The 21,439-nt window shown below is 64.6% G+C and carries 17 protein-coding genes, 1 tRNA gene and 1 pseudogene; 7 read left to right on the forward strand and 12 right to left on the reverse strand.

The window, feature by feature from the left end:
• The first annotated feature begins 79 nt into the window (after positions 1 to 79).
• Positions 80 to 3,619 carry a M36 family metallopeptidase gene (locus IPP28_08935; protein MBL0041150.1) on the forward strand — a complete coding sequence of 1,180 codons (3,540 nt, stop codon included), beginning with the start codon at positions 80 to 82 and terminating at the stop codon, positions 3,617 to 3,619.
• An 82-nt stretch (positions 3,620 to 3,701) separates the two neighbouring features.
• Here IPP28_08935 and IPP28_08940 read toward each other — a convergent pair whose 3' ends face one another.
• From IPP28_08940 to IPP28_08950, 3 genes are all read right to left on the reverse strand, one after another.
• A complete protein-coding gene (locus IPP28_08940; protein ID MBL0041151.1) occupies positions 3,702 to 4,316 on the reverse strand; it encodes a trimeric intracellular cation channel family protein in 615 nt (204 codons plus the stop codon).
• A gap of 186 nt (positions 4,317 to 4,502) precedes the next feature.
• The gene (locus IPP28_08945) at positions 4,503 to 7,481 is read right to left on the reverse strand and encodes an autotransporter-associated beta strand repeat-containing protein (protein ID MBL0041152.1); all 2,979 of its coding nucleotides are present in this window, start codon (positions 7,479 to 7,481) and stop codon (positions 4,503 to 4,505) included.
• A gap of 251 nt (positions 7,482 to 7,732) precedes the next feature.
• The gene (locus tag IPP28_08950; protein MBL0041153.1) at positions 7,733 to 8,461 is read right to left on the reverse strand and encodes a 4'-phosphopantetheinyl transferase superfamily protein; all 729 of its coding nucleotides are present in this window, start codon (positions 8,459 to 8,461) and stop codon (positions 7,733 to 7,735) included.
• Positions 8,462 to 8,629: 168 nt separating this feature from the next.
• Here IPP28_08950 and IPP28_08955 point away from each other — a divergent pair, with 168 nt between their 5' ends.
• Positions 8,630 to 9,760 (forward strand): hypothetical protein, encoded by a 1,131-nt coding sequence (locus IPP28_08955; GenBank protein ID MBL0041154.1) that lies wholly within the window; start codon positions 8,630 to 8,632, stop codon positions 9,758 to 9,760.
• Here the strand turns inward: IPP28_08955 and IPP28_08960 are convergent.
• Positions 9,757 to 10,320, reverse strand: coding sequence for an acyl carrier protein (locus IPP28_08960; GenBank protein ID MBL0041155.1), 564 nt, complete (start codon positions 10,318 to 10,320; stop codon positions 9,757 to 9,759). The genes IPP28_08955 and IPP28_08960 overlap by 4 nt on opposite strands.
• A 130-nt stretch (positions 10,321 to 10,450) precedes the next feature.
• Positions 10,451 to 11,857, reverse strand: coding sequence for a hypothetical protein (locus IPP28_08965; protein MBL0041156.1), 1,407 nt, complete (start codon positions 11,855 to 11,857; stop codon positions 10,451 to 10,453).
• A gap of 399 nt (positions 11,858 to 12,256) precedes the next feature.
• Here IPP28_08965 and IPP28_08970 point away from each other — a divergent pair, with 399 nt between their 5' ends.
• From IPP28_08970 to IPP28_08980, 3 genes and pseudogenes are all read left to right on the forward strand, one after another.
• Positions 12,257 to 12,577 carry a ferric reductase-like transmembrane domain-containing protein gene (locus tag IPP28_08970; GenBank protein MBL0041157.1) on the forward strand — a complete coding sequence of 107 codons (321 nt, stop codon included), beginning with the start codon at positions 12,257 to 12,259 and terminating at the stop codon, positions 12,575 to 12,577.
• A gap of 1 nt (position 12,578) precedes the next feature.
• Entirely contained in the window at positions 12,579 to 12,782 is a 204-nt protein-coding gene (locus IPP28_08975) for a hypothetical protein (protein MBL0041158.1), read from the forward strand.
• A 322-nt stretch (positions 12,783 to 13,104) separates the two neighbouring features.
• Positions 13,105 to 14,324, forward strand: a pseudogene (locus IPP28_08980) (Hsp70 family protein).
• A 161-nt stretch (positions 14,325 to 14,485) separates the two neighbouring features.
• Here the strand turns inward: IPP28_08980 and IPP28_08985 are convergent.
• The 5 genes from IPP28_08985 to IPP28_09005 form a co-directional block, all read right to left on the reverse strand.
• Entirely contained in the window at positions 14,486 to 14,818 is a 333-nt protein-coding gene (locus IPP28_08985) for a transposase (GenBank protein ID MBL0041159.1), read from the reverse strand.
• Positions 14,819 to 14,959: 141 nt separating this feature from the next.
• Positions 14,960 to 15,256: a transposase gene (locus IPP28_08990; GenBank protein MBL0041160.1), complete on the reverse strand. Its 297-nt coding sequence runs from the start codon at positions 15,254 to 15,256 to the stop codon at positions 14,960 to 14,962.
• 93 nt (positions 15,257 to 15,349) lie between these two features.
• On the reverse strand, positions 15,350 to 16,120 hold the full coding sequence (locus IPP28_08995) for an OST-HTH/LOTUS domain-containing protein (GenBank protein MBL0041161.1): 771 nt from the start codon (positions 16,118 to 16,120) through the stop codon (positions 15,350 to 15,352).
• A 115-nt stretch (positions 16,121 to 16,235) separates the two neighbouring features.
• On the reverse strand, positions 16,236 to 17,057 hold the full coding sequence (locus IPP28_09000) for an ImmA/IrrE family metallo-endopeptidase (GenBank protein MBL0041162.1): 822 nt from the start codon (positions 17,055 to 17,057) through the stop codon (positions 16,236 to 16,238).
• Between the two features lie 110 nt (positions 17,058 to 17,167).
• Positions 17,168 to 17,515 carry a helix-turn-helix transcriptional regulator gene (locus IPP28_09005; GenBank protein MBL0041163.1) on the reverse strand — a complete coding sequence of 116 codons (348 nt, stop codon included), beginning with the start codon at positions 17,513 to 17,515 and terminating at the stop codon, positions 17,168 to 17,170.
• A gap of 239 nt (positions 17,516 to 17,754) precedes the next feature.
• On the opposite strand from IPP28_09005, the gene IPP28_09010 reads away from it, so the two are divergent.
• Positions 17,755 to 18,981, forward strand: a complete 1,227-nt coding sequence (locus IPP28_09010; protein ID MBL0041164.1) for a hypothetical protein — start codon at positions 17,755 to 17,757, stop codon at positions 18,979 to 18,981.
• Between the two features lie 30 nt (positions 18,982 to 19,011).
• The gene (locus IPP28_09015) at positions 19,012 to 19,905 is read left to right on the forward strand and encodes a hypothetical protein (GenBank protein ID MBL0041165.1); all 894 of its coding nucleotides are present in this window, start codon (positions 19,012 to 19,014) and stop codon (positions 19,903 to 19,905) included.
• A 289-nt stretch (positions 19,906 to 20,194) separates the two neighbouring features.
• On the opposite strand, the gene IPP28_09020 is transcribed toward IPP28_09015, so the two are convergent.
• Positions 20,195 to 20,270: transfer RNA gene (locus IPP28_09020), tRNA-Ala, on the reverse strand.
• Between the two features lie 57 nt (positions 20,271 to 20,327).
• Positions 20,328 to 21,410, reverse strand: coding sequence for an HRDC domain-containing protein (locus tag IPP28_09025; protein MBL0041166.1), 1,083 nt, complete (start codon positions 21,408 to 21,410; stop codon positions 20,328 to 20,330).
• Between the last annotated feature and the right edge of the window lie 29 nt (positions 21,411 to 21,439).

Consider the following 21,439-nt stretch of genomic DNA (forward strand, 5'->3'; position numbering starts at 1 on the left):
GTCACGCGCGCCCGGCGAACTCCTGCGGTACGATCGGCATTCGGTCACATTCGTTTGCCGGAACTCAGGGGATTCGTTCATGAAATCGAAGTTCGCACGTGCACCGCTCGCTCTTGCCGTTTCCATGTTGCTGTCGCAGTCGGCCGGTGCCGCTCTGTTCGAGCCGATCGATCTCTCGCTGGCGCCCGCGTCCAAGAAGAATGCGGTGGCAGACGCCACGCCCCGCCTGAGCATTCCGATGCGGCCGCTGCTTGCCGGCTACGACGCCAAGAAGCTCGATCCCGAATCGATCGCGCGTGCTCACCTCGGCATGATGTTCTCGCAGCAGGATGCGGCCAAGGTGTCGCTGGAGGCGTTCGAGCTGAGTTCGGTCAGCGGGCTCGAGAACGGTGCGAACCTGGTCCAGTTCAAGCGTCGCGTGAACGGCATAGAAGTGTTCCGCGAAGACGTCGGCCTGCTGCTCGATGGCGAGGCGCGACTGGTGGCCTTCCGCGGTCGCGGTGCCTTGCTCGCGTCGGCATCGGCCAAGTCGTTGGCGGTCTTTGGTCTGTCCGCAGTGGACGCCGCGGCCGTCGCGCTCTCCGATTACGGTTACGACTCGGCGGTCATCAAGCAGTCGCTGCAGACGGGACGCAGCGAAGGCGACTACCAGTGGTACGACACCCAGCGCGGGCTGCGTAGTGCTGCCGGTGCGGTGAATTACCAGCCGGTGCGCACCAAGCCGGTCTATTTCCCGACTGCGGATGCCGGCTTGGTGCCGGCGTACTACGTCGAAACCCAGGTCCAGCCGGACGAGCACATGTCGGCGGAGTACTACGCCCATGTCATCAGCGCGGTCGACGGGCGGGTGTTGTTCCGTCACAGCCAGCAGGCCGATGGCACGCCGACGCCGGACACTTACACCTATCGCGTCTGGGGCGAAGCGACCGCGGATGGCTGGCCGCAGCCGTCGCCTTATGGCCGCAACGATATTCCGCATCCGACCGGCTTGCCGGGCTTCATCCCGTCGTTCGTCGCGCAGACCGACGTCACCATCCGCAACAAGCCGTTCTCGATGAACGATCCCTGGTTGCCCGCGGCGACCAGTGTGACCACCGGCAACAACGCCGACGGGTATGCCGACCTGGCCGAGCCGGATGGCTTCGATGTCGGCGACCTGCGTGCAACGACCACGGCCGCGAACCAGTTCCTGCACACCTACAACACGGCGTCGGCGCCCAACGTGTCGAACACCCAGATCATGGCGTCGGTGGTGCAGCAGTTCTACTGGAACAACTGGCTGCACGACGATTACTACGACTCGGGATTTGCCGAGGTCGACGGCAATGCCCAGAACAACAACTTCGGTCGCGGCGGTCTCGGCAGCGACCGCATCAAGTCGGAAGGTCAGGACAACACCGGAACCTGTGCGCCGAGTTGTGCCAACAACGCGAACATGTCGACGCCGGCCGATGGCGCCTCGCCGCGCATGCAGATGTATGTGTTCTCGGGGGTGTCGATTTCGACGCTCACGGTCAACGGTGGCCCGAACTACACCGTCGGCGTATCGGGCACGTTTGGTGCCCAGAGCTTCAACGTGACCGCCGGCATCGTGCAGGCGCTGGACGCCGCCACGGGTGCGATCCCGTCGACGACCGACGGTTGCACGGCGTTGACCAATGCCGCCCAGGTCACGGGCAAGATCGCTTTCGTCGACCGTGGTGAATGCGGATTTGCGGTCAAGGCCAAGGTCGCTCAGGATGCCGGTGCGGTGGGCGTCATCATCGGCAACGTGGCCGGCTCCGGAAGTCCGGGCACGGCGCCCGGGATGGGGGGTACCGATGCCACGGTGACGATCGGTGCCCTGTCGCTGAATTTTGCCGATGCGGAGTCGATCCGCACCATCCTCGGCGACGCCAACCCGGACACGGCCAACATGCAGCGTCAGGTCGGCGTCGGTCGTGACGGTACCCAGGACGGTGCGGTCATCGCGCATGAATGGGGTCATTACCTCAGCAATCGCCTGGTCGCCAACTCGAGCGGCCTGTCGAACAATCAGGGTCGCTCGATGGGCGAGGGCTGGGGCGATTTCAGTGCCCTGATGGCGATGGTCAAGGAAGAGGATCGCGCCGGCGGACCCGCTCCGGATTTCTCGGATCTCTACACGATCGGCAGTTATGCCTCGGGCAATTCCTACTTCGCGATCCGTCGCTATCCGTATTCGACCCAGCTCGGCAAGAACCCGCTGATGTTCAGGCACATCACCAATGGCGTGACCTTGCCGGCCAGTCCGGCACCGGCGTTCGGTGCCGATGGCGGGAGCAATTCGGAAGTGCACAACGCCGGTGAAGTCTGGACCGCAGCGCTGTGGGAATGCTACGCCGGGCTGCTCAACGACACGCCGCGCCTGACGTTCCAGCAAGCCCGCCAGCGCATGAAGGGATACCTGGTGGCCGGCCTCAAGCTGACGCCCCCGGCACCGACCTTCACCGAGGCCCGCGACGGTGTCCTCGCAGCCATCATTGCCCAGGATGCGACCGACTTCCAGATTTGCGCGGCGGGCTTCGCCAAGCGCGGCATGGGCATGCTCGCCGTGTCGCCGCCGCGTGACTCGACCGACCACGCCGGCGCCGTCGAGGACAGCACCATCGGTGCCGACCTGGCCACCACGGCGCTGTCTGCGGACGACAATGCCTCCTGCGACAATGACGGCTACATCGATCTGAACGAGGCGGGCGGCGTCACGGTCGATGTGCGCAATTCCGGCTGGGCATCACTGGCCGGCGGCACGCTGACGGTGACGTCGAGTCATCCGGGTCTGGCCTTCACCGGCTCGAATCCGGCGGCACTGGCGGCCAGCATTCCGTATGCGACCCAGACCTTGAATCTGCCGGTGCAATTGAATTCGCTCCCGGGCTCGGGCGTGATTCAGCTGACGGCGACACCGAATGGCGCGATCGTTTCGCCCCCCGGCACCGCGCAGACAATCTTCGTCCGCGTCGGCGCCAATGACGTGTTGTCGAGTACCGCGACCGAACGCTTCGATGCCAGCAACATCGGCTGGACCACGCAGTTGGCCGACGGTGCCGGTTCGAACTTCCTGTGGCGCCAGTCGACACTGGATGCCACCGGCAATCGGGTTGCTCTGGGTCCGGACAGCGGTTCTTCGGGTACCACCGGCTTCGTCACTCCGGCCATCGCGGTCGGTGCCGGTCCGTTCTCGATCACGCTGACCCACCGCTACCAGTTCGAAGGTGGAACCGTGGCCGACCCGACCCTCTGGGATGGCGGCCAAATCCAGATCAGCACCGATAACGGCGCGACCTGGACGTCGATCGGTGGTGCTGCCTACGACGGTTCGATCAATGGCAACTCGGGCAACCCCATGCAGGGACAGCCCGTGTTTGCGGGCACCAGCACCGGTTATCCGGCGACCATGGTCGACACCATCAATCTCGGCACGACCTATGCCAACAGCACGGTCAAGCTGCGCTTCGCCATCGGTACCGATGGCGGCGCGGGTGCGCCGGGTTGGGAACTGCATACGGTGGCCTTGACCGGCACCAACGCACCGTTCACCGACCTCGTCCCGGAAACCCTGCCTTGCGGTGAAGCGGTGTTCGGCAACGGCTTCGAGTAAGTCGATCCATCCCCCGGCGATCGCAAGGTCGCCGGGGCGTCCAGGAATCCGGCGTTCGAATTCGATCGGGCGATGCAGCCAGTCAACGATCCGGGCGGTGCGTCGACAGCACGTCCGGCATCTGCAGGCCGCGGTGGATGACGACGGCGCGGAACGCGAAGATGAAGAGCAGGGCGGCCGGGCTGGCCCACGCGGCGCCCGGCCAGAACGTGCGCAATGCGATGTACAGCGCGCCACCGAGCAGGATCGGCGTGGCGTAGATCTCGCGTGACATCAGCAGGGTCGGGCGCCCGGCGAGCACGTCGCGGGCGATGCCGCCGCCGATGCTGGTCCAGACGCCGAGCATCACCGCCAGCGGTGCGGCATGGCCGAGGCCGAGCACTTTTTCCGTCGCCGCAATCGCGAACAGTGCGGCGCCAAAGCCGTCGAGATACAGCAGCAAGGTCTGCGTGCGTTCGAACGGGCGCACGATGAAGAAAGTCAGCAGCGCCGAGCCGGCCGCGACCCAGACATAGTTGAAGTCGCCGATCCAGAACACCGGCACGTCGAGGATCAGGTCGCGCACCGTGCCGCCGCCGAGTGCGGTGACGATGCCGAGCACGAGTGCGCCGAACACGTCGATGCAGTCGCGGCGCAACGCCAGTACGCCGGTGATCGCGAACACCGCAGTGCCGATCATGCTGATGGAGTAGAGCAACATGGATGGGATGGCCGCCGGTGTGTGGGATGCGCGGTGTGCGCTCAGGCCTCGCCGTTCGGCAAGGTGTGGTCGACTGTCAGGTGAATCGCATCATCTCAGGTACCGCAATGCCGAATGCCAACACCAGCCTTCCCGTCGATTCGATGTCGAGCGCCTGGGTTGTGGCAAAAGCGCCGCACCGACTCATTCAAAGCCGTTGCGATAGATCGTCGCGCTCGGACTGAGGCTGACCGTGACCGGCGGGCCGTTGCCCACCGCGTTTCGCGCCGTCACCTGGCAGTCATAATGCAAATCGTTGACCAACGGCGCCACGATGATCGGAGACGTCGCCTGAGTGAGCATGAGCGAGCCCGGATCGCACTGTGCGGTGTAGTCGAGGATTGGCGCACCCAGTGCCGGAACGGTGAACACGATACCGGATCCGGCGTCTCCGTCGACGACCGATACGTTGCGAACCTCGCTCGGCACGGCGCGCGCGGCGACGACGATATCGCCCGATTCGGGGCCATCCCCCGCGACATTGCTGGCACGGACGCGGCAAGTCAGGTTCTGTCCATTGCTTTGGCCGCCCAGCGTCAACGGTGACGAGGGTCCGATGACGATGCGTGTGGCCCCGGGCGAACAGCGCACGCGATAACTGGTGATCGGCGCGCCGCCGTCGAACGCCGGCGGATCAAAGGTGAAACGAATTTCTCCGTTGTACCCGACCCCGGCCAGATTCAAGGGCACCTCGGGCACGGTGCGTGGCACGACCGTGAACGTGGCCGACTGGCCAAGACCGGCATCGTTGATCGCTGCGAGCGCGCAACCGTAAGCGGTGCCGTTGACCAGTCCGGAAAAGCCCAGCGGCGACGCGTTCCCCGTGGTTACCCACGCACCCGGGTCGCAAGCGAGACGAAATCCGGTCACGACGGCCCCGCCATTGTTCGCGGGCGGCGAAAACGCAACGCTGAAAGTTGCAACGCCGGCCGTGACCGTCAGCGCGGTCGGTGCGGAAGCCGTGGTCACCGGGATGGCCACGACGGGTGCCGTCGCTGCGCTGGGTCCAACGTCGGCCAGCGTGCGCACGCTGCAGCTGTAGGCGACGCCATTGCTCAGGCCAGGCACCACGATCGGCGACTGCAGCGCATCGATGACGACATTCCCGGGGGTGCATTGCGCGCGGTATCCCGTGACTGGTCCGCTGCCGTTCGGCATGGGTGCGGCAAAACTCAGGCTCAGCTGGGCATTGCCGGGCGTCGCGACGAGGGCCTGCGGCGGATTCGGCACGCGCAACGCAGTCAGCGTGATGTCGTTGCCATCGCCACCGACATAGGAGATGCGGTAGCCGGTGTCGCCATCATGCAGGAATCCGCCCTCGGCGACATTCTCGAAAGCGCCGACGACGGCAGTCGCGCCGGTCACATCGACCAGTTCGATCGTGCTGGGCACCGGCGCTGGCGACAGTGGGTCGAGTACGAGCGTGCCGCCGCCGATGTGGGCTGCAGGCGTGACGAGGCGATCGTTCACCGCTCCGTTGATCGCCATACGCAACGTGCCGCCGGCTTGCACGAGCAGCGCACCCGCCATCGTCCCCGAGCCGGCGAGCGTGCCGCCGTCGGCCACCGTCACCGGGCCGGACAGGCTGGTGTCGATCTGCAGGATGCCGCCGTCCACGGTGGTGGTGCCCGTGTGTGCGCGCGCGCCCTGCCAACGCAGTCGGCCCGCGCCACTCTTGCGTATGCTCGACGTGCCACTACTCGCGCCCGACAGCGTCGCATCGAAGCCATTCGTGTCGATCACGGCGGGAGCGTTGAACACGAACGCGTTCGCGAAGGCCAGGTCCTGGGCGTCGAAGCGCAATCGTGCGCCCGCGCCGTCGAAACTGAGCGGGCCACTGCCGATGTTGCGCGGTGCGGCGATGTTGCTTCGCCGTGTCGCCGGAGCGGCCAGCGCCAGGGTGCCAGCGAGCAACGACGTTCCTCCGGCGTAGTTGGTGGCAGGCACGCTTCCGCCTTCTGGATCGGTGTCGCCCAGGATCTGCACGCCCGCGCCGGCTTTCACGAGCCGGCCAGCGCCGATGATGCGGCCGTCGAATCGGCAGACGTCTCCGAGCGCAGGCGAGACGCTGAGCGCTGCTCCGGCGAGCAAATCGACGACACCGCCATAGATCGGGCCGTTGTCGATGCCACTGATGCAGCCCGCCGAATGCGCGCCAGCCACCTGCAAGGTGCCGAAGTAGAAACTGCCCACGCCTCCGGTAACCGGTTCGACATTGCGTCCCCACACCTGCAACGTGGCGCCCGCATCGAAGCTGGCGCCCACCTTCTGTTCGAAGACGCCTGAGCTCACGCTCACCGAACCGACATGCGCGAAATTGGCGAAGGTCTGCGGATAGCCACCGGATGCCTCCCAGTCGGGCCGGAGGAATTGCGGCAAGTGGACGTGAACGCGGCCGAGCACGTCGCCGTGGTTCACGCCCGACGAGGCACCTGGATTCCAACTGCGAACGATGCCGACGTCGCCTTCGACAATCGCGCCCACTTCATTGGTGAACTGGATGTTGGCCAACCCTTCCGTCGCCATTCGGAGCGAATAGCCGTCGGTGCCGCCGCGCATTCGGCCCCGGTTGACCACGATCGTGTTGTCGAGCGCCGGCATCTCCTGCAGGATGTAAATGCCACCGCGATAGTCGACGCGGCCGTTCACGATGCCCGAGGCTTCGTTGTACAACTCGGACGGATGCCCCTGCCACGGATAACCCATCGTGAACCCGTCGATCGTCCCGGCATTGCTGACATAGGTCGCCTCACGGACCAGGCCGGTGTGCGCTCCGGCGTAGACGAAGGCGATCATCGTCTTGTAGAAGTCGTCCGATTTCAGCTCGCCGAGCACTTGGCCGCGGATGGCGAAAATGGTGCCGTCCTTGCTCGCCACGGCGGCATTCAACGAGGCGCCGGCGCCGATGTCGACGATGCTGTTAGCGCCGACACGGAGCGAATACGGCGCGCCGGCTGCATCGATCGTCGTGTTCGCAGTCACCGCGATGTTCAAATTGGCGATGGTCGGCGCATTGACACCGCCGACCACGGCGCCGGAGCAGACGATCTGCGCGCCGTCGACGATCGGACCGCCGCCGATGACATCGCAACTGGCGTGCAAGGCGCCCGACAAACACAACATCAGCCCTGCGCCTGTCCGCGTCATCATCGCGCCTTCCGCTGTTCGGTCACATGATCATATGATTTGGCACACGAGTCTCCAACGAAAACGGCGCGAATGTTCGCGCCGTTTTTTTCCGCCCCTGGCCTGGTCTGCGTTCACGTCAGGACAGGTGCGGATGGTGCCCCAACAGCCTGCACTCGCCGGATCGACCGCGCACAGGGCGGCGACCATCGCCACGGACCACCCGATGATGCGATTGAAGGTCATCGTCATTGCGCGTTCTCCGCCCCTGTCTGTTGCGGCGAGACCCTCTTGAATCCGGCAACGGCCGAACGCGCGGTTTCATTCTGCAGGTCGGCCGTCGCGTCGCGCAGACTGGCGATCATCCACATCGCTTCGTCCGCGACACCGCCGACGAGGTCGATACGTACCACGGCGTTGTCGTTGACGACGTCGACCGTGCCGTGTCCGGCATCCCGCCACGCCGGCTGCAGGGACTGCAGGGTCGGGCGCAGGCCGATGGCCGCGCAGCACTTGAACACTGCCTCCTTGGCCGACCAGTAGCGCGTCCATGCCCATGGATCGGCGCTGGCCTCGCAGATGCGCATCTCGTCGTCGGTCAGCGCGAAACGCAGCGCGCGCATCCGGTTCGCGCCGATGCATGCCTCGATGTCGAGGCCGAGCGAACGCCACGACGGGGACGAGGCGACGATGGCCGCAGCAAGACCGGCGCCATGGCTGATCGAGCCGCAATAGCCCGCTGGCCAGATCGGTGCATTTCCGTCGCGCCCGACCGCCAGCGTGTGCGCCTGGACCTGCTGCAGTGCCGTGCGTGCGGCGAGTCGGCCGGCAAGGAATTCGTGGTGCCGCTTCAGGTGCAGGTCCGCGGCGTACGCCTCGATGCCCACGGCTGCGGCCCGCGCGTCCAGATCTGGGGCATCGCTGCGTTCGACAGCGATGACGATGCCGGCGGGCAGCAGGTCATGCGGAATGCGCATCGGGCTCCATGTGCCGTGACCAAATCGGGGAAGCGCTATTGCAGCACTCGCCCTCGATTTGCACCAGCTGGTCCGCGGCATCGGGTCGGCAACGCTTGGTGCATACTGAGTGCGCGCTGTGCACGACATCGGGCCGCGCAGATTGGGAACCGCCATCCGGAGCGCGTCTTGCATCCAAGCCCGTCCAGCAATGAACCACCGAGCGCGGCTGATCGCCCGGGCGTGGCGACGAATATTCCGGACGTCCCCTGGCTGCGTCACTTCGGCATCGCCGTGCTGATCGCGCTCGCCCTGCTCGCGGTGTGGGAGTGGCACATGCGCGGCCTGCAGTTGTCCGCGGGCGATCTCGACGACAGCGCCTCGGCCTGGGCCGCACAACGTCGACACATCGCCACCGGCACCGCCGAGGTCGTGATCGTTGGGGATTCGCGCATCCTGTTCGGCACCGATTTCGACCGCTTCGAGGCATTGACCGGGCGGCGTCCGATCCAGTTGGCACTGACCGGCACCCCGGCCCTTCCGGTGCTGCAGGATCTCGCAGGTGATGCCGATTTCCGCGGATTGGTGCTCGTCGGCATCAGCGAACTGGTGTACTTCAGCGTGGACCCGGGGCCGACGAGCGCGGTGCTGGAACGCTATCGGTTCGAGTCGCCGGCCGTGCGCAGCGAGTTCGTGCTGAGGCGGGCGTTGGAGCAGACGTTTGCCTTCCTCGACGAGCACTATCGGTTGGGTACATTGGCGCGCCGCGTGGATCGCGGTTGGCGCGAAGGCGCGCCCGATCCCTACGACGAGGTCTGGAAGGTGGCCGCGAGCGGCGCCGATCGCGAGACCTGGCTGTGGCCACGCATCGCGCACGACGCCCGATTGCGCGCGCATGCGCGCCATGCATGGATCCAGGGCAAGGTGGCGGTGGTCGGCGACGACGTGATCCGCGCGACGCTCGCGGCGACCGTGGACGCGGTCGCACGAATCCGCGCCCATGGCGGTGAGGTTGTCTTCCTGCGGCCACCGTCGGCCTACCAGTTCCGCTTCGGCGAGGAACACTACCTGCCACGCGATCGCGGTTGGGACGCCTTGCTGGCCGCGGCCCGGGTAAAGGGCATCCACTTCGAGGACGACCCGGCGATGCAGGGCCTGGACCTGCCCGAGTACTCGCACCTGACCCGTGCCTGCGCACGCGTCTACACCGATGCCTATGTCCGCGCCGTCGCCGCGCGGACGCCACGCCTGAGGCTGCTCGCGAATGCGCCGACGGCGCTGGCACCGGCGGATTGCCGTGCGGGTGCCGTGCGTCGCTAGGGCAGTTTCGCTGCGATCGACGCCGCCAAGTCACTGATGGTCTCGACCCTGGCAAACTCCATCAGCGGCACCGAGACTGCGAGCCGCTCCAACGTCATCATGACAATCTCCGAGCGCTCGACCGAGTTCGCGCCGAGATCCCTCAGCCGGTCGCTCGGCTTGAACACATGTCCTTCGAGTGCGGGCAACACGTCCTTCGTGGATTCGACGATGGCTTGAAAGGCGCGGTCCCGCTTGGAGGCCGGGGCTGCGTCGTTCGCCGGTTGCGCCGTTTCTTCGGGCGCCGTTGGCTGCTCTATCTCGACCACGTCCGAATCGTCGGTCGCCGATTCATCGCTGCTTTCTTCCTCTTCCTCCCAGGACGCGTCCTCGTCCGTCTCCGACTCGTCTTCGGCTGCCGACTCGTCCTCCACGTATTCCTCGTCGTCGAATTCTTCCTCGGACTCCTGCGCCGAAGCGGTCGCAATCACGCCGAGCGCGCGCTCATGCAGCACGCTGTCAGCGGCAGCAACGACCAGCAGGCCGGTCAAGCCGGTGACGATGGGCAGGCGACGTCGCATCTGGATGCCTCTCTCTCAATCTCGACAGACCCGGCGATGCTCACACGACGGGCACGCGCGCGACAATCGGCGTATCCACGCAGCCATGAAGTTTCACTCGGGAGGGACGAGACACAGACGGTTCGAACGATCAAGGGCCCGTGAAGCGCACCGTGGCCTGGTCGGTATCGGTCGCCAAGGCATCGAGTACTGCGCCGCCGATCAACAAGGCCTGGTTCTGCGAGAGCAGCACCTTGTTCACCCAACTGCCGAAAGTGGTGTACGCGAAGCCGTAACTGCTGCCGGTGCCGCTGTCGTAGTGGCGGGCCATGACCATGCGCATGGGCGGCTGCCAGAAGCTCGATCCCGCAACCAGAAGCAGGCCATCCGTGCGATAGGCGACGCTGTTCGCTTCGCTGCCGGTGACGTTGTTGGCCTCGCCTTCGAGCACGAAGCTGCGTACACCCACTTTGCCGCTGACATTGCCGGCGAAGCTTGCATCGTAGGTGCCGGATGCGGTCGCGCCGATCAGGCACGGACGCAGGGTGCCGGTGTAGGCCCAGCGACAGTTGCCGAGCAGGCGCGTGCGACCGTCGGGCAGCACGGCCATGTCCGACAGACGGTCGTACTTGTCCGCCGTCATGCCCGCGGCCCAGCTGTCCATGTACAGCTGCGCCTTGCCGCCACCGCCAAACGACTGGACCAGCGCGCCGTTCGTGCCGTTGAGTTTGTAGACCATGAAGTCGTAGTCATTGCCGCTCGTGCGCGTCGATCCAGCCATCAGAATGTCGCCGTTCGCGAGGATCGCGACGCGCTTTACTTCATCGTCGAACGCCGCGCCCCAACTCAGCGTCAGCAACCGCGAGCCGATGCTGTTGCCGCCGTCGGTGCCGCCGGTGAAGCTGGTATCGGCGAGGCCCTGCGGGGTCAGCCGCACCGCGAGTCCGTCGTTCAGCGCGCCAGTGCTGCGCAACCTCGTCCCGGCGATCACGGCACGGCCCTGCGCGTCGATCACGATGTCGTGATAGACCATGCCCGCGCCGTTGCCGTCGCACAGCAGTGCCTTGCCGGCATTGCCATAGCTCGAGTCGAGCACGCCGTTGCTGCCGTAGCGCACGACGATGCCGCAATAGCCGTAACCCGTTTCGGTGTAGCCCGCGACATAGATCCGCCCCGACGCGTCGAGTGCGACGCCGTTCGCGACATCGGCGGAACGCCCGCTGCTGCCGAAGTTCGCGCTGAACTTGCCGCTGCCTGCGAACGTGAGGTCAAGCGATCCGCTCGCGGACAGTCGGGTCACGGTCAGGTCGGACACATCGCCGCTGCCACCGAGTGGCGCCCTGCGCGCAAACCCGACGATCACGACCTTGCCATCGGCCTGCACCACGGCATCGTTGGCCTCATCCCATTTCTCGGTCGGCAGATCGAACCAGATCGACTGCCTGCCCCCGTAACCCCAGTTCGCGTCGAGCGGCGGCGTCCACATCTGCGCCTGCAAGGGTGAGGCGCCAACAGACATCAGGGCGAGCAGTGCGGCATTTCGGACTCGAAGGCTCATCACAGATCCCATTCAGCTCCGGCGATTGCCGGCGTGCATGGGGGAACGACATGCGGTGTGCAACCCTGACATCACGTCGACAATCTGCCGCGCGTCAGGCGCTACGCGCAACAGGTTGTTGACGTGATGGCCCGGGTATCAACTTCGCTCCAGAATAAAGGTTGATCTTGCGCGGCGTGTCGACTTACGTCGAAAACACGATCTGGTCGACCGCCGCGCCTGTAGCGCAATTGGTGCCAGCTTCGCCTGCATGTATCAACTCATATACCGCCTCGTGCCGTGGGATCCAGCGCTTCGTCAGCGCGCTCATCTGGATCAGTCTGGACGATTGATTTTCATCAAGAGTGGCCGGCTGCGCAGGGCGTACCATCAACGCTGGCCGAACTGGCGGAGATCCACATGCGCATCACCACCACGCCCTTCCTGGTCGCGATCGCGACCATCAGTGCCGCCAGCGTGATGGCGGCCATTCCAAGCGTCGACTGGGTGTCCACTGCCGCCATGAGCCTGTCCGCCGGCGTGGCGGCCTTGGCCATGATGGGCATGGCGGCCCTGCTGGGGGCGCGTTGGCGTTGGGTCGAGAGCCTGTTCGGCGGGCTCGATCGTGTCTACGAGGTGCACAAGTGGCTGGGTGTGTGGGCCCTGGTGCTGGCCTCGGTACATCTGGTGTTCAAGGCCGGCGCACCGGGACGAGCTGGGCGCGCTGGCGCGCCAGCGTGACGTGGATTGGGTGCAGGTCGCCGGTGGTGCAGATGCACCCGAGTTCCGCGCGCGCATTGAGCGGCTGGTGGGCGAGGTGGGTGCGTCGAAGATCACCATCAGCTTCTGTGGTCCAGTCGGCCTGCTGGAGAAGGTGCGTGCCGAAATGACCCGACATGGCATCCCGGACTCGAAGCTTCACTACGAAAAGTTCGAATTCCGCTGAACCGGGTCGCCGGAGATCGATGACCCGCGAGGGTTCACGCAATCCCGATCGCCGAGCGAGAGGAGCGAGCGCGCTGCGAGGTAGGGTTCCGCCGCGCGTATCTCGACAAGTGCCGTTTGCAGCAAATAGTGCAGCGCACTTCGCTGAAGAGCTTTGTGTTCCATCGGTTACTCGTTGGGGTCGATCCAGCGCGTCACCGTGGTTACGCCGACTTTGTTGTTGCGGAGCTGCGATCCGAGGGTGGAAAGGCACGTGCTGTTGACGCTCACTTAAAACTGACCCGGGCTGCTCGTTCAAAAATGACCCACCCCGGAAGGCTACCCTCAACCTCACAATGACCCCCGAGGAGTGCTCAGCCGAGGTACTCCGCATGCTTTACGGCTATCTGCCGGAGGACATCCGAAGCGATGCAGACAAAGGCACGGTCATCACCGTTCCTGCTGCGTTCAATCAAATGCAAAAGGACTCGACGATGGCGGCCGCTGACGCGGCAGGCATAGGCCGGGTCGCGCTGATGCAGGAGCCGGTAGCTGCTGTCATGAGCGTCATGCGGCAGCGAAAGCACGATGGTGTCTTCGTTGTCTACGACCTCGGGGGCGGCACTCTTGATGTCGCCATCGCCGAGAGCATCGCGGGCCGCGTCAACTTGCTCGCACATGGCGGCATTGCCATGTGCGGAGGACGCGACTTCGACCGGATTCTCTTCGACAACGTCGTCAAACCTTGGCTCTTGGACAAGTTCAACCTGCCTGAAGATCTAACAACCAATCCCCAGTTCAAGTCCTTGTTGCGGATGGCGACCTGGGCAGCGGAGAAGGCCAAGATTGAGCTATCGCAAAAAGACGAGGTGGTTGTCAGTCTGCCCGAAACCGAGTTGGGTGTGCGCGACCTATCTGGCGAAGAGATCTACATCGACATCACGATCGACCGAAAGCGGTACGACAAGCTACTCGCCCCGAAAGTGGAGGAATCCATTCAGGGGGCTCGAGAAACGCTCGAGAAAGTTGGACTGAGTCCGCACGATGTGGAGCGTGTCGTGTTTGCTGGCGGACCAACACATTATAAACCGCTACGCGACAAAGTGGCTTTGAGCTCGGGATTGCACCTTCCACCGAAGTGAATCCAATGACTGCCGTGGCTGAGGGCGCGGCGGTGTTCGCTGAATCTATTGACTGGGCGTCCCAAAGCCGAGGCCGAAAGAGCGCACGAGGAGCAATCAATTCTGGCGGCGCGCTCGACCTTTCGTTTAACTACATCGCTCGCACTCCTGAGTTGAAGGCGAAGCTCGTGGCCAAATTGGGTGCGCGCGCTCCTGCGGGCCTGGAGTTTCAAGTCGACAGCCTGGACACCGGTTGGTCATCCGGACGCATCGCCCTGAAGGACGGCGCCAGCATCGATCTGGGATTGGCGAAGCCCGGCGACAACACGTTCAAAGTGTTCGTTTTCAGTGCCAATCGTGCTCCGGTCACACTTCCGAGGACAAGATCGTCATCGCAGCGCACAGCGGCCAGTATTGATGCCATAGCCACTCGCGGTGTCGGCACGTCCCACTCCAAACCGAGCAGGATGCCGAGGCGTTGATGTCATGCACAACAAACCCAGCGTTTCGGTAAGCCGTGACCGGCTATTTCGGAACAGCGCCAAAATCGGTCACGATCGACCGAAACAGGCGGTCACGCCTTACCGAAACGACCGGTCACGCCTTACCGAAATGGGCGGTCACGATGGACCGAAATACGCAGCCAGAAACAGCCAGCCTTCGTCGGTCTTGATGCAGGTGATGTCGGACAACCACACCTTGTGCGGCGCGGTGGTCGCGACGAAGTGCTGCTGCAGCAGATTCTCGCCACCGGCAGCGAATGGTTCGAGTTCGTGGTCACGCGAAACGCGCGCCGGGCCGCTGCGCGCAATCCTGCGTCACGCATGACGCGACGCACGCGATGACGGCCGATCGGGCGTCCAGCATCACGCAAGGATCGAACGACGCGGATCGAGCCGTAGGTTTCGCGCGAGCCGGCGAAGATGGTCTTCACCACTTCGGAAAGCTCGATATTTCCCCGCTCGCGCACTCGGGTGCGCGGTCGCGCCACTGCAGAAACCCGAGCGCGAGACGCGCAGCAATCGACACATGCGCTGCACCGCGAACTCCGGATCGTTGTCCTTGATCCAGGCGTACCTCACGACGATTCCTTCGCGAAGTACGCCGCCGCTTTTTTTAGAATGTCGCGGTCGAGCTTCAGGCTCGCGTTCTCGGCACGCAGTCGCGCCAGTTCCTTCTGCATCGCCTGGGGCGACATTCCGGTCGCTGGATCAGGCTGCAACTTGTCCCTCTCGCGCACCCAATTGCCTACGGTCTGGGCCGGCACATCGAGCCGCCTTGCCACCTCCGAATGCGACAACCGTTCCTCGATCACCAAGCGCACCACCTCGCGCCGGAAGTCGTCGGGATACGCCTTGCGCTTCTTCGTCTTCATGGACTTCTCCTGTCAGGGTCGATTCAATACGACCCAAAGGCAGGTGTCCACGGAAGCGGGACTGGTTCACACTGGCGCTTCGCGTAACGTGAACTAGCGGGTATGAGCGGGTTCGACCTTCGCTCTGAACCACGCCGAACGCTGCCCATCCACCTCGCGATATCGAAGGTCGAAGAGTCGGGACTCGTGAACCACCTGTCGCCAACTGCTGCAGCCGTACTTGGCAGGCAGTTGCTCGGGGTGTCTTTCTGCAATCCATCGCCCGGCCATTGCCACCGGAGTCCATCCGTCGACGGCCAATGCGCTAGCCGCACTCCTCAGTGCGCGCACGATGCCCGCGGCGGGCCAATCAACGGCGCCATCAGGGGCGATGCCATTGACCACCAGGTCGTGGAATGCATCAGATTGCACGAATTCCGCCGTCAGGCGTCGCGCCTGATCCATGTGCTCGGCCCATCCGCGGAGTTGCTCGAAGTGCCGATCAATGTGGCTGTAGGCCTCGATCAACGCGTCGTGGGCACCACGACATCCGTCCAAGCTCCAGAGGTCGTGCTGACCGATAAAGTGGTGAACCAGGTTGTTCCGCAGGGCGACCAGTTCTTTCAGGTCACTCTCTATCCGGGAAAAATCCTCTGCCGATAGACTCAGGCGCGTCCTCATGCTGAGTGAGATGACGTCACCGGGGGGGTTGGTCGATGCCTCAAAGGAGGGATCGGTCTCGTTGGTTACGACATACGACCCGAGAAAATGACCGACCAGGGTTCCCAGAGTTTTCGTGGCGGCATCGGCGACACGAGCAGCTTGAATCGAGGCCAGGGCATGGGCTGGCCCAGAGATTTCGTGATGTACCACGACAGCCTTGATGAGACGCTCGTACTGCTGCAGGCGCAGCAAGCATCGCCCCAGCAGCCGCTGAACTTCACGTTGAAGCGCTTGCAGCGATTCTTCAGTAGGCATCGTTGTCATAGGGCGGGCGCCGCTAACGTTCCGAAGTCGTCGGGTGCCCATTCGATGCGAACTGGTCGGAGCAGTCAAAACTGTTCTCGTCTTGCCATGACCGATCCCACGAGCGTGGCTCTGCGCCTTCCAGCAACAACAGTGTGATCACCCGGTCCCGGTCGGTGTAGGAATGCTTGAACTCCCGCAATTTCATGTGTGCGCCCTCCTCGGCGCACCAGATCGCCGCGGAGCACTCCACGCCATCGAAGCATTGCACCACGCTTTCGTCGGCGGCCAGGGTGCCGGCGAACGGCTCCTGCGCAGACTCCGACTGGCGGACGCGAGCGCGGGTCATGCGCGCGTTGCGGCTGGCGCGCTGGTACTTGAGGAAACCCTGGTCCCAGTGGATCAAGATCGCACGCTGGTCGGTGGCTTCGATGAAGCGCAAGCACAGCGCTTCGAATGAGACCTCGAAGGTGCGGGCGATGTCGCTCAGCAGGTGCAGCGTGACCTTGCGCTGATCGCCGAGGAGGCGCCGCAGTAGATCCAGGGGCATGAGCAGATTGCTGGCGAATTCGTTGGCTTCGCGCTCGATGTTCCGGCCGTCGAACTGCCCGGACGTGACGCCGCGGTTGTCGCACTCGAAGCGGCTTTGCAGCGCACGGTGCAGAACGAAGTGGCCCAACTCATGCGCGACGGTGAAGCGGCTGCGCTCGGGTGTTGCGTGTTGCTTGTAGAGGATGCCCCATTCGGCTGGATCGTCCGGGTTGCGCACCAAGCAGCCCTCGAAGCCGCTGACGTCGAGCGGCGTCGGTGCCTTGATTTCTCGAACGCCGGCGCCGTAGGGCGTGGTCGGCAGCATCTGCCGCACGACGTCGAGATCGATGGCTTCAGGAATGTTGTCTCCATGCCAGGCGCGCAACCACTTCAGAACCGTGGCGGCCGCGGTGAAGCCATTTAGGGCCGGCGCGCTCACGGCTTCGCGTCACCCTCGCCGCGACCCGGGAACATCAGCTTGAGCGCCTGACGGTAGCGCTCCTTCTCTTCGTCGGTCATGCCCGCATATTCACGAAAGAACGCGACGTCCTCGGGCTTGGCTTCGTGAGCCTCGCGGGGCGTTTCCTCCATCAGGTCCTCGACCGTGACTCCGAAGGTCTTGGCTAGCCGGTGGACGCGCTCGGCGGATGGGCGCTGGCCGTCTTTCATCTCCAGTTCCCAGATGTAGCCGCGGGTGCAGCCGACCGCGTCGGCTACCTGCTGCAGGGTCATGTTCTTGGCTTCGCGTAGGCGCCGAAGCCGGGTTCCGAGTGTCGTTGCCATCGGTCTGCTTCTACTGGACAGGCGTCTCAAGACGTGAGCCAAGAAGTATAGCCACGAGATACATGGGCGGGGTGAAGCGCTCTCGATGATTGACAAGCGGAAATCCGGGTACTAGCCTTTCGCTGTATCTCGCTACACGACAAACAAAGGGAGCATTGCTTTCAAAAACTGACGCCCGTTGTGCCTGATCTCGTGCTGTCCAGCTCCCGACTGCCAGTCCTTTGAAGGAACTCCCCGCAATGAAGAAAACGTTTGTCGATGTGCTTCTCGAACTCCCGGTGGACGCCACGCTCCAGCAGCTCCTGACGGAGCATGCGCTGCCTGTGCCGCTGGGCTTCGCCTGGGACGACACCCCCGAAACCTCACGTGTGCTGCTCGACTGCGTGCGCCAGTGGCCCGATATCGATGCCAAGGATCGCCTGGTCGGCGAACTGAATGCGTGCCTGCCTTTGGCCGACGGGCCGGGGCAGCAGGCAATTTTCCAAGCGGCCGCCAGCGGCGGCAGCGCCCTGATCGGGCTCGCGAGCTGCAAGAGCGACTTGCATCGCGCCTTCTGGTTCTACCGGCACCATCCCGATCTGTTCCGCCACGCGCTGGATGCCGACTTCATCGAACGTCGTGGCAGCCAGGCCCAGCAACATGCGCTGAGTATCAAGCGCCATCCAAACATGACCAAGCCCGCGCTCGCGGCCTTCGGTCAGGCCGTCGCGAAGTTCTATCAGCGCATGCTGAGCTGCGGCGACGGCGTGGAGACCACTATCTTCCAGCGCAGCCCCGGTGTGTTCCTGCTGACGACGCACGTCAAGGGCTTGGCGATGCTGCACCTCGAGTTCCAGGGCACGTCGCTGACGCGCCGCGTCGGCAACCCGAGCATCCACGGCATGCTGGAGTACTCCGAGAAGACTGGCGTGGTGCGTACGCTGATCAAGGGTGGCGCCGCCTACCACCAGATGCTGGCCAGCGAGTTCGCTACCCACCTGCTGGGCCAAGCCGTGGATGCCAAGCGCATCAAGCCGGAGAAACTCGACCTCACTCAGTTCCGTGCCGGCGTCGACTTCCCGCAGGCGATCAAGGACGGGTTCGTTGCCGTGCAACTCAAGCAGATCACGGTGCTGAGTCCGACCGGCAAGCTGAGGGTTGAAGCCACGGCGACAGCGATGGCTCAGCATCAGTCGGTCACCGAGTTGATGCAGGAAGAGATGTCGGCGCCACTGGAGGGCGGTTGGACGGTGACCGCGGTGCAGATCAACCTGTACTACCCGGGTGAGGCAGGGCGCAGGAACCGAGTGATCACCGCCGAGTTGACCAGCATGGGCCGGCTACGGCTTCCGATGCGCGATCCGGTGATGAAGGCCAACGTCGAGCGCTACCTCGTCGAGAAGGGAATCCTGGCGCGCGGCCAGACACTGGATGCGGACGACCTCCCGCAGGTCGACGAGCAGCCGCATTCGATGGTTGAGGGCTGACCGTTGTCGGCGTATGCGGAGTGGGCGCTGGTGTGCCGTTTGTTCTCGACCGGCACGCCCGTGATGAAGATGCGGCTGTCGGCGAGCGAGGTCGGCGTCCTACCCGCGCTGGCGAAGGCTGTGAAGCCGACATCGCACAACGTCAGCATCGTGCCGTGCCCCTACTGTGGGATGAATGGCGGCGAGGTGCGGCGCAGTCGAGACGGCGAACTGGAATGCTGCTGCGCCGAGTGCGGTGCCGTCCCGGTCGATGCCGACGATTTGGCGGCGTTCATGCTTGACGACCACTGGCTACACCGAAAGCTCCGAGCCGCGCTGGATGTCCAGTCAGATGGCGGGTCGGCGACGTTGACCACGAGTGCTTGGCTGCTGGGTCAAGCCGGGAATACGCCGGTGGTGTTGACGCGCGACATCCGCCGACTGTGGCGCGAGCCAGGACTGCTGGATCGGGTGCGCACCGACAACGGCTTGGTACATGTGATTGCACCGGCACACCAGATTGCTGCCGGTGTGCCAACGGACGCGGGCGTGGAGTGGCTGGCACTGGAGGAACGGTTCCGGTTGCGCGGCGACGCAATCTCGTTCCTCGGCGCTCGTGGGACGGCCACCACGGCGCGGCGGAGGAATGATTCGGCGGCGCCGGTCCACGGGCCGTTCTCGGCAGACTTTCGACTCGTGTATTTGGATGGCGAAGCCAGCCCGCCGATTCGCTGCACGAAGGCTCAGTCAGAAGTGTTTCGCGCGCTGTGGGAGTTCGCAGGCCAGGATCGACGAGCTGAAGATGTGATGCGGCGCACTGGCCGCAGCAGCCCGAAGCCCATCGACCTGTTCAAGAGCAACAAAGAGCGGCTCCGGGCCTACAAGACCTTGGTCGTGACCAACCAGAAGGAAGGCTTGTACCGGATGCCGTGCGCGGCACGGTGATCGCCGCCCCTCGGTTCTCTCACCCCGATTGCTGCTCCAATCATCGACTCGGACCGCTCTCCGCGACACCCGCGTAACCTCGCGCCACGACAAGGGTTCTGCCGGTGCCAACCGCGGACGGTTGGTGAGGGTAAGTGGAGAAGAGAGAGGAAAAGGGAGGCGAACCGGGCCGAATTCGCGGCGTCTTCCTGGCGCGCGTGGCACCGGCAAAACTGCGCGAAAACCCGCGGTGACACGGGATTCCGGGCAACAAAAAACCGGCCTTGAGGGCCGGTTCTTGTCTGAGTATTGGTGGAGAGGATGGGAATCGAACCCACGACCTCGTCATTGCGAACGACGCGCTCTACCAACTGAGCTACCCCCCCACATGCCGCTCGGACAGGCCGAGCGGGCGCGCATCTTAGCCGCCGGACCGTGGTGATTCAACTGAAGGCGCGCGCGGCAATGGCGTCCAGCCGCTGGCGTCGCCATTCCGGCAGATCGACAGGCCAGGCCCCGTGGCGCAAGCGAGCTTCCTGAGCCTTGCGCGGGGCGAGCAGCGCGGGCTCGATCGCGAGTGTCGCGGCTTCAGCCTCGATGCCAGCCTTGAGGCGCTCCAGTGCGGCTTCCTCGTCGCGCGAGAATGGCTTCGGCGCGGGAACGAAATCATCGTGCCGTGGCGGATCGCGCAGCAGTTCGAGCAGGTCGCCGGACTTCGCGCGCGGGAATGCGCGCTGCGCCTGCAACATGCGTTGCAACTCGGCGGCCTGGGTCGGCGGCTTCGCGGCGAGGTCGTGCGCGACCTGGTTGTCGATCACCCACGGCTTCGGACGATCGCTGTCGCGTGCGGTCTGTTCGCGCCAACGCAGCAGGGCGTCGAGGCGTCGTTGCGCGTCGAGATCGAGCTTCCAGGCGCTGCGGTAGTCGTGATGGAGATTGACCGGCGTGCCCGCCGCGAATGCGGTGCGCAGGGTGCGTTCGCCCTCTTGCGCGATCCAGGTGCGGCGTCCGAGTGCGTCGAGCCGTTCGAGCAGCGCATCGCCGAGTGCATCGAGATGCACGACATCATCGGCGGCATACGCGAACTGGCGATCACTGAGTGGACGCTGCATCCAGTCCGAGCGCGTCTCGGTCTTCTCCAGTTCGACACCGAGCACGAGCGCGACCAGCTTCTGATACCCGAGCCCGGTGCCGAGGCCGGCCAGTGCCGCTGCGAGCTGCGTATCGAACAAGGCTTCGGGCGGGCGCGGCAAGAGTGGCGCGAGCGCCACCAGATCTTCGCTCGGGCTGTGCATCAGCCAGGTTTGACCGGGCTGCGAGATCGCGTCGCCAAGGTCGTGCAGGACATCGAACGCGAGCGGATCGATCAGCACCGCATCGTCCGCCAGCATCGCCTGCACCAGCGCGAGCTTCGGCCAATAGGTGCGGATGCGTTCGAACTCGGTATCGAGCGCGAGCCGCGACGAGGCACGCAAGGCCGCAAGGGCATCATTCAGCGCCGGTCGGTCGGCAACCCATCGGGCCATGTCAGAATCCAGTGCATCAGGGCGCGCGA

The organism is Lysobacterales bacterium, from assembly GCA_016721845.1.
Classification (GTDB): Bacteria; Pseudomonadota; Gammaproteobacteria; order Xanthomonadales; family Ahniellaceae; genus JADKHK01.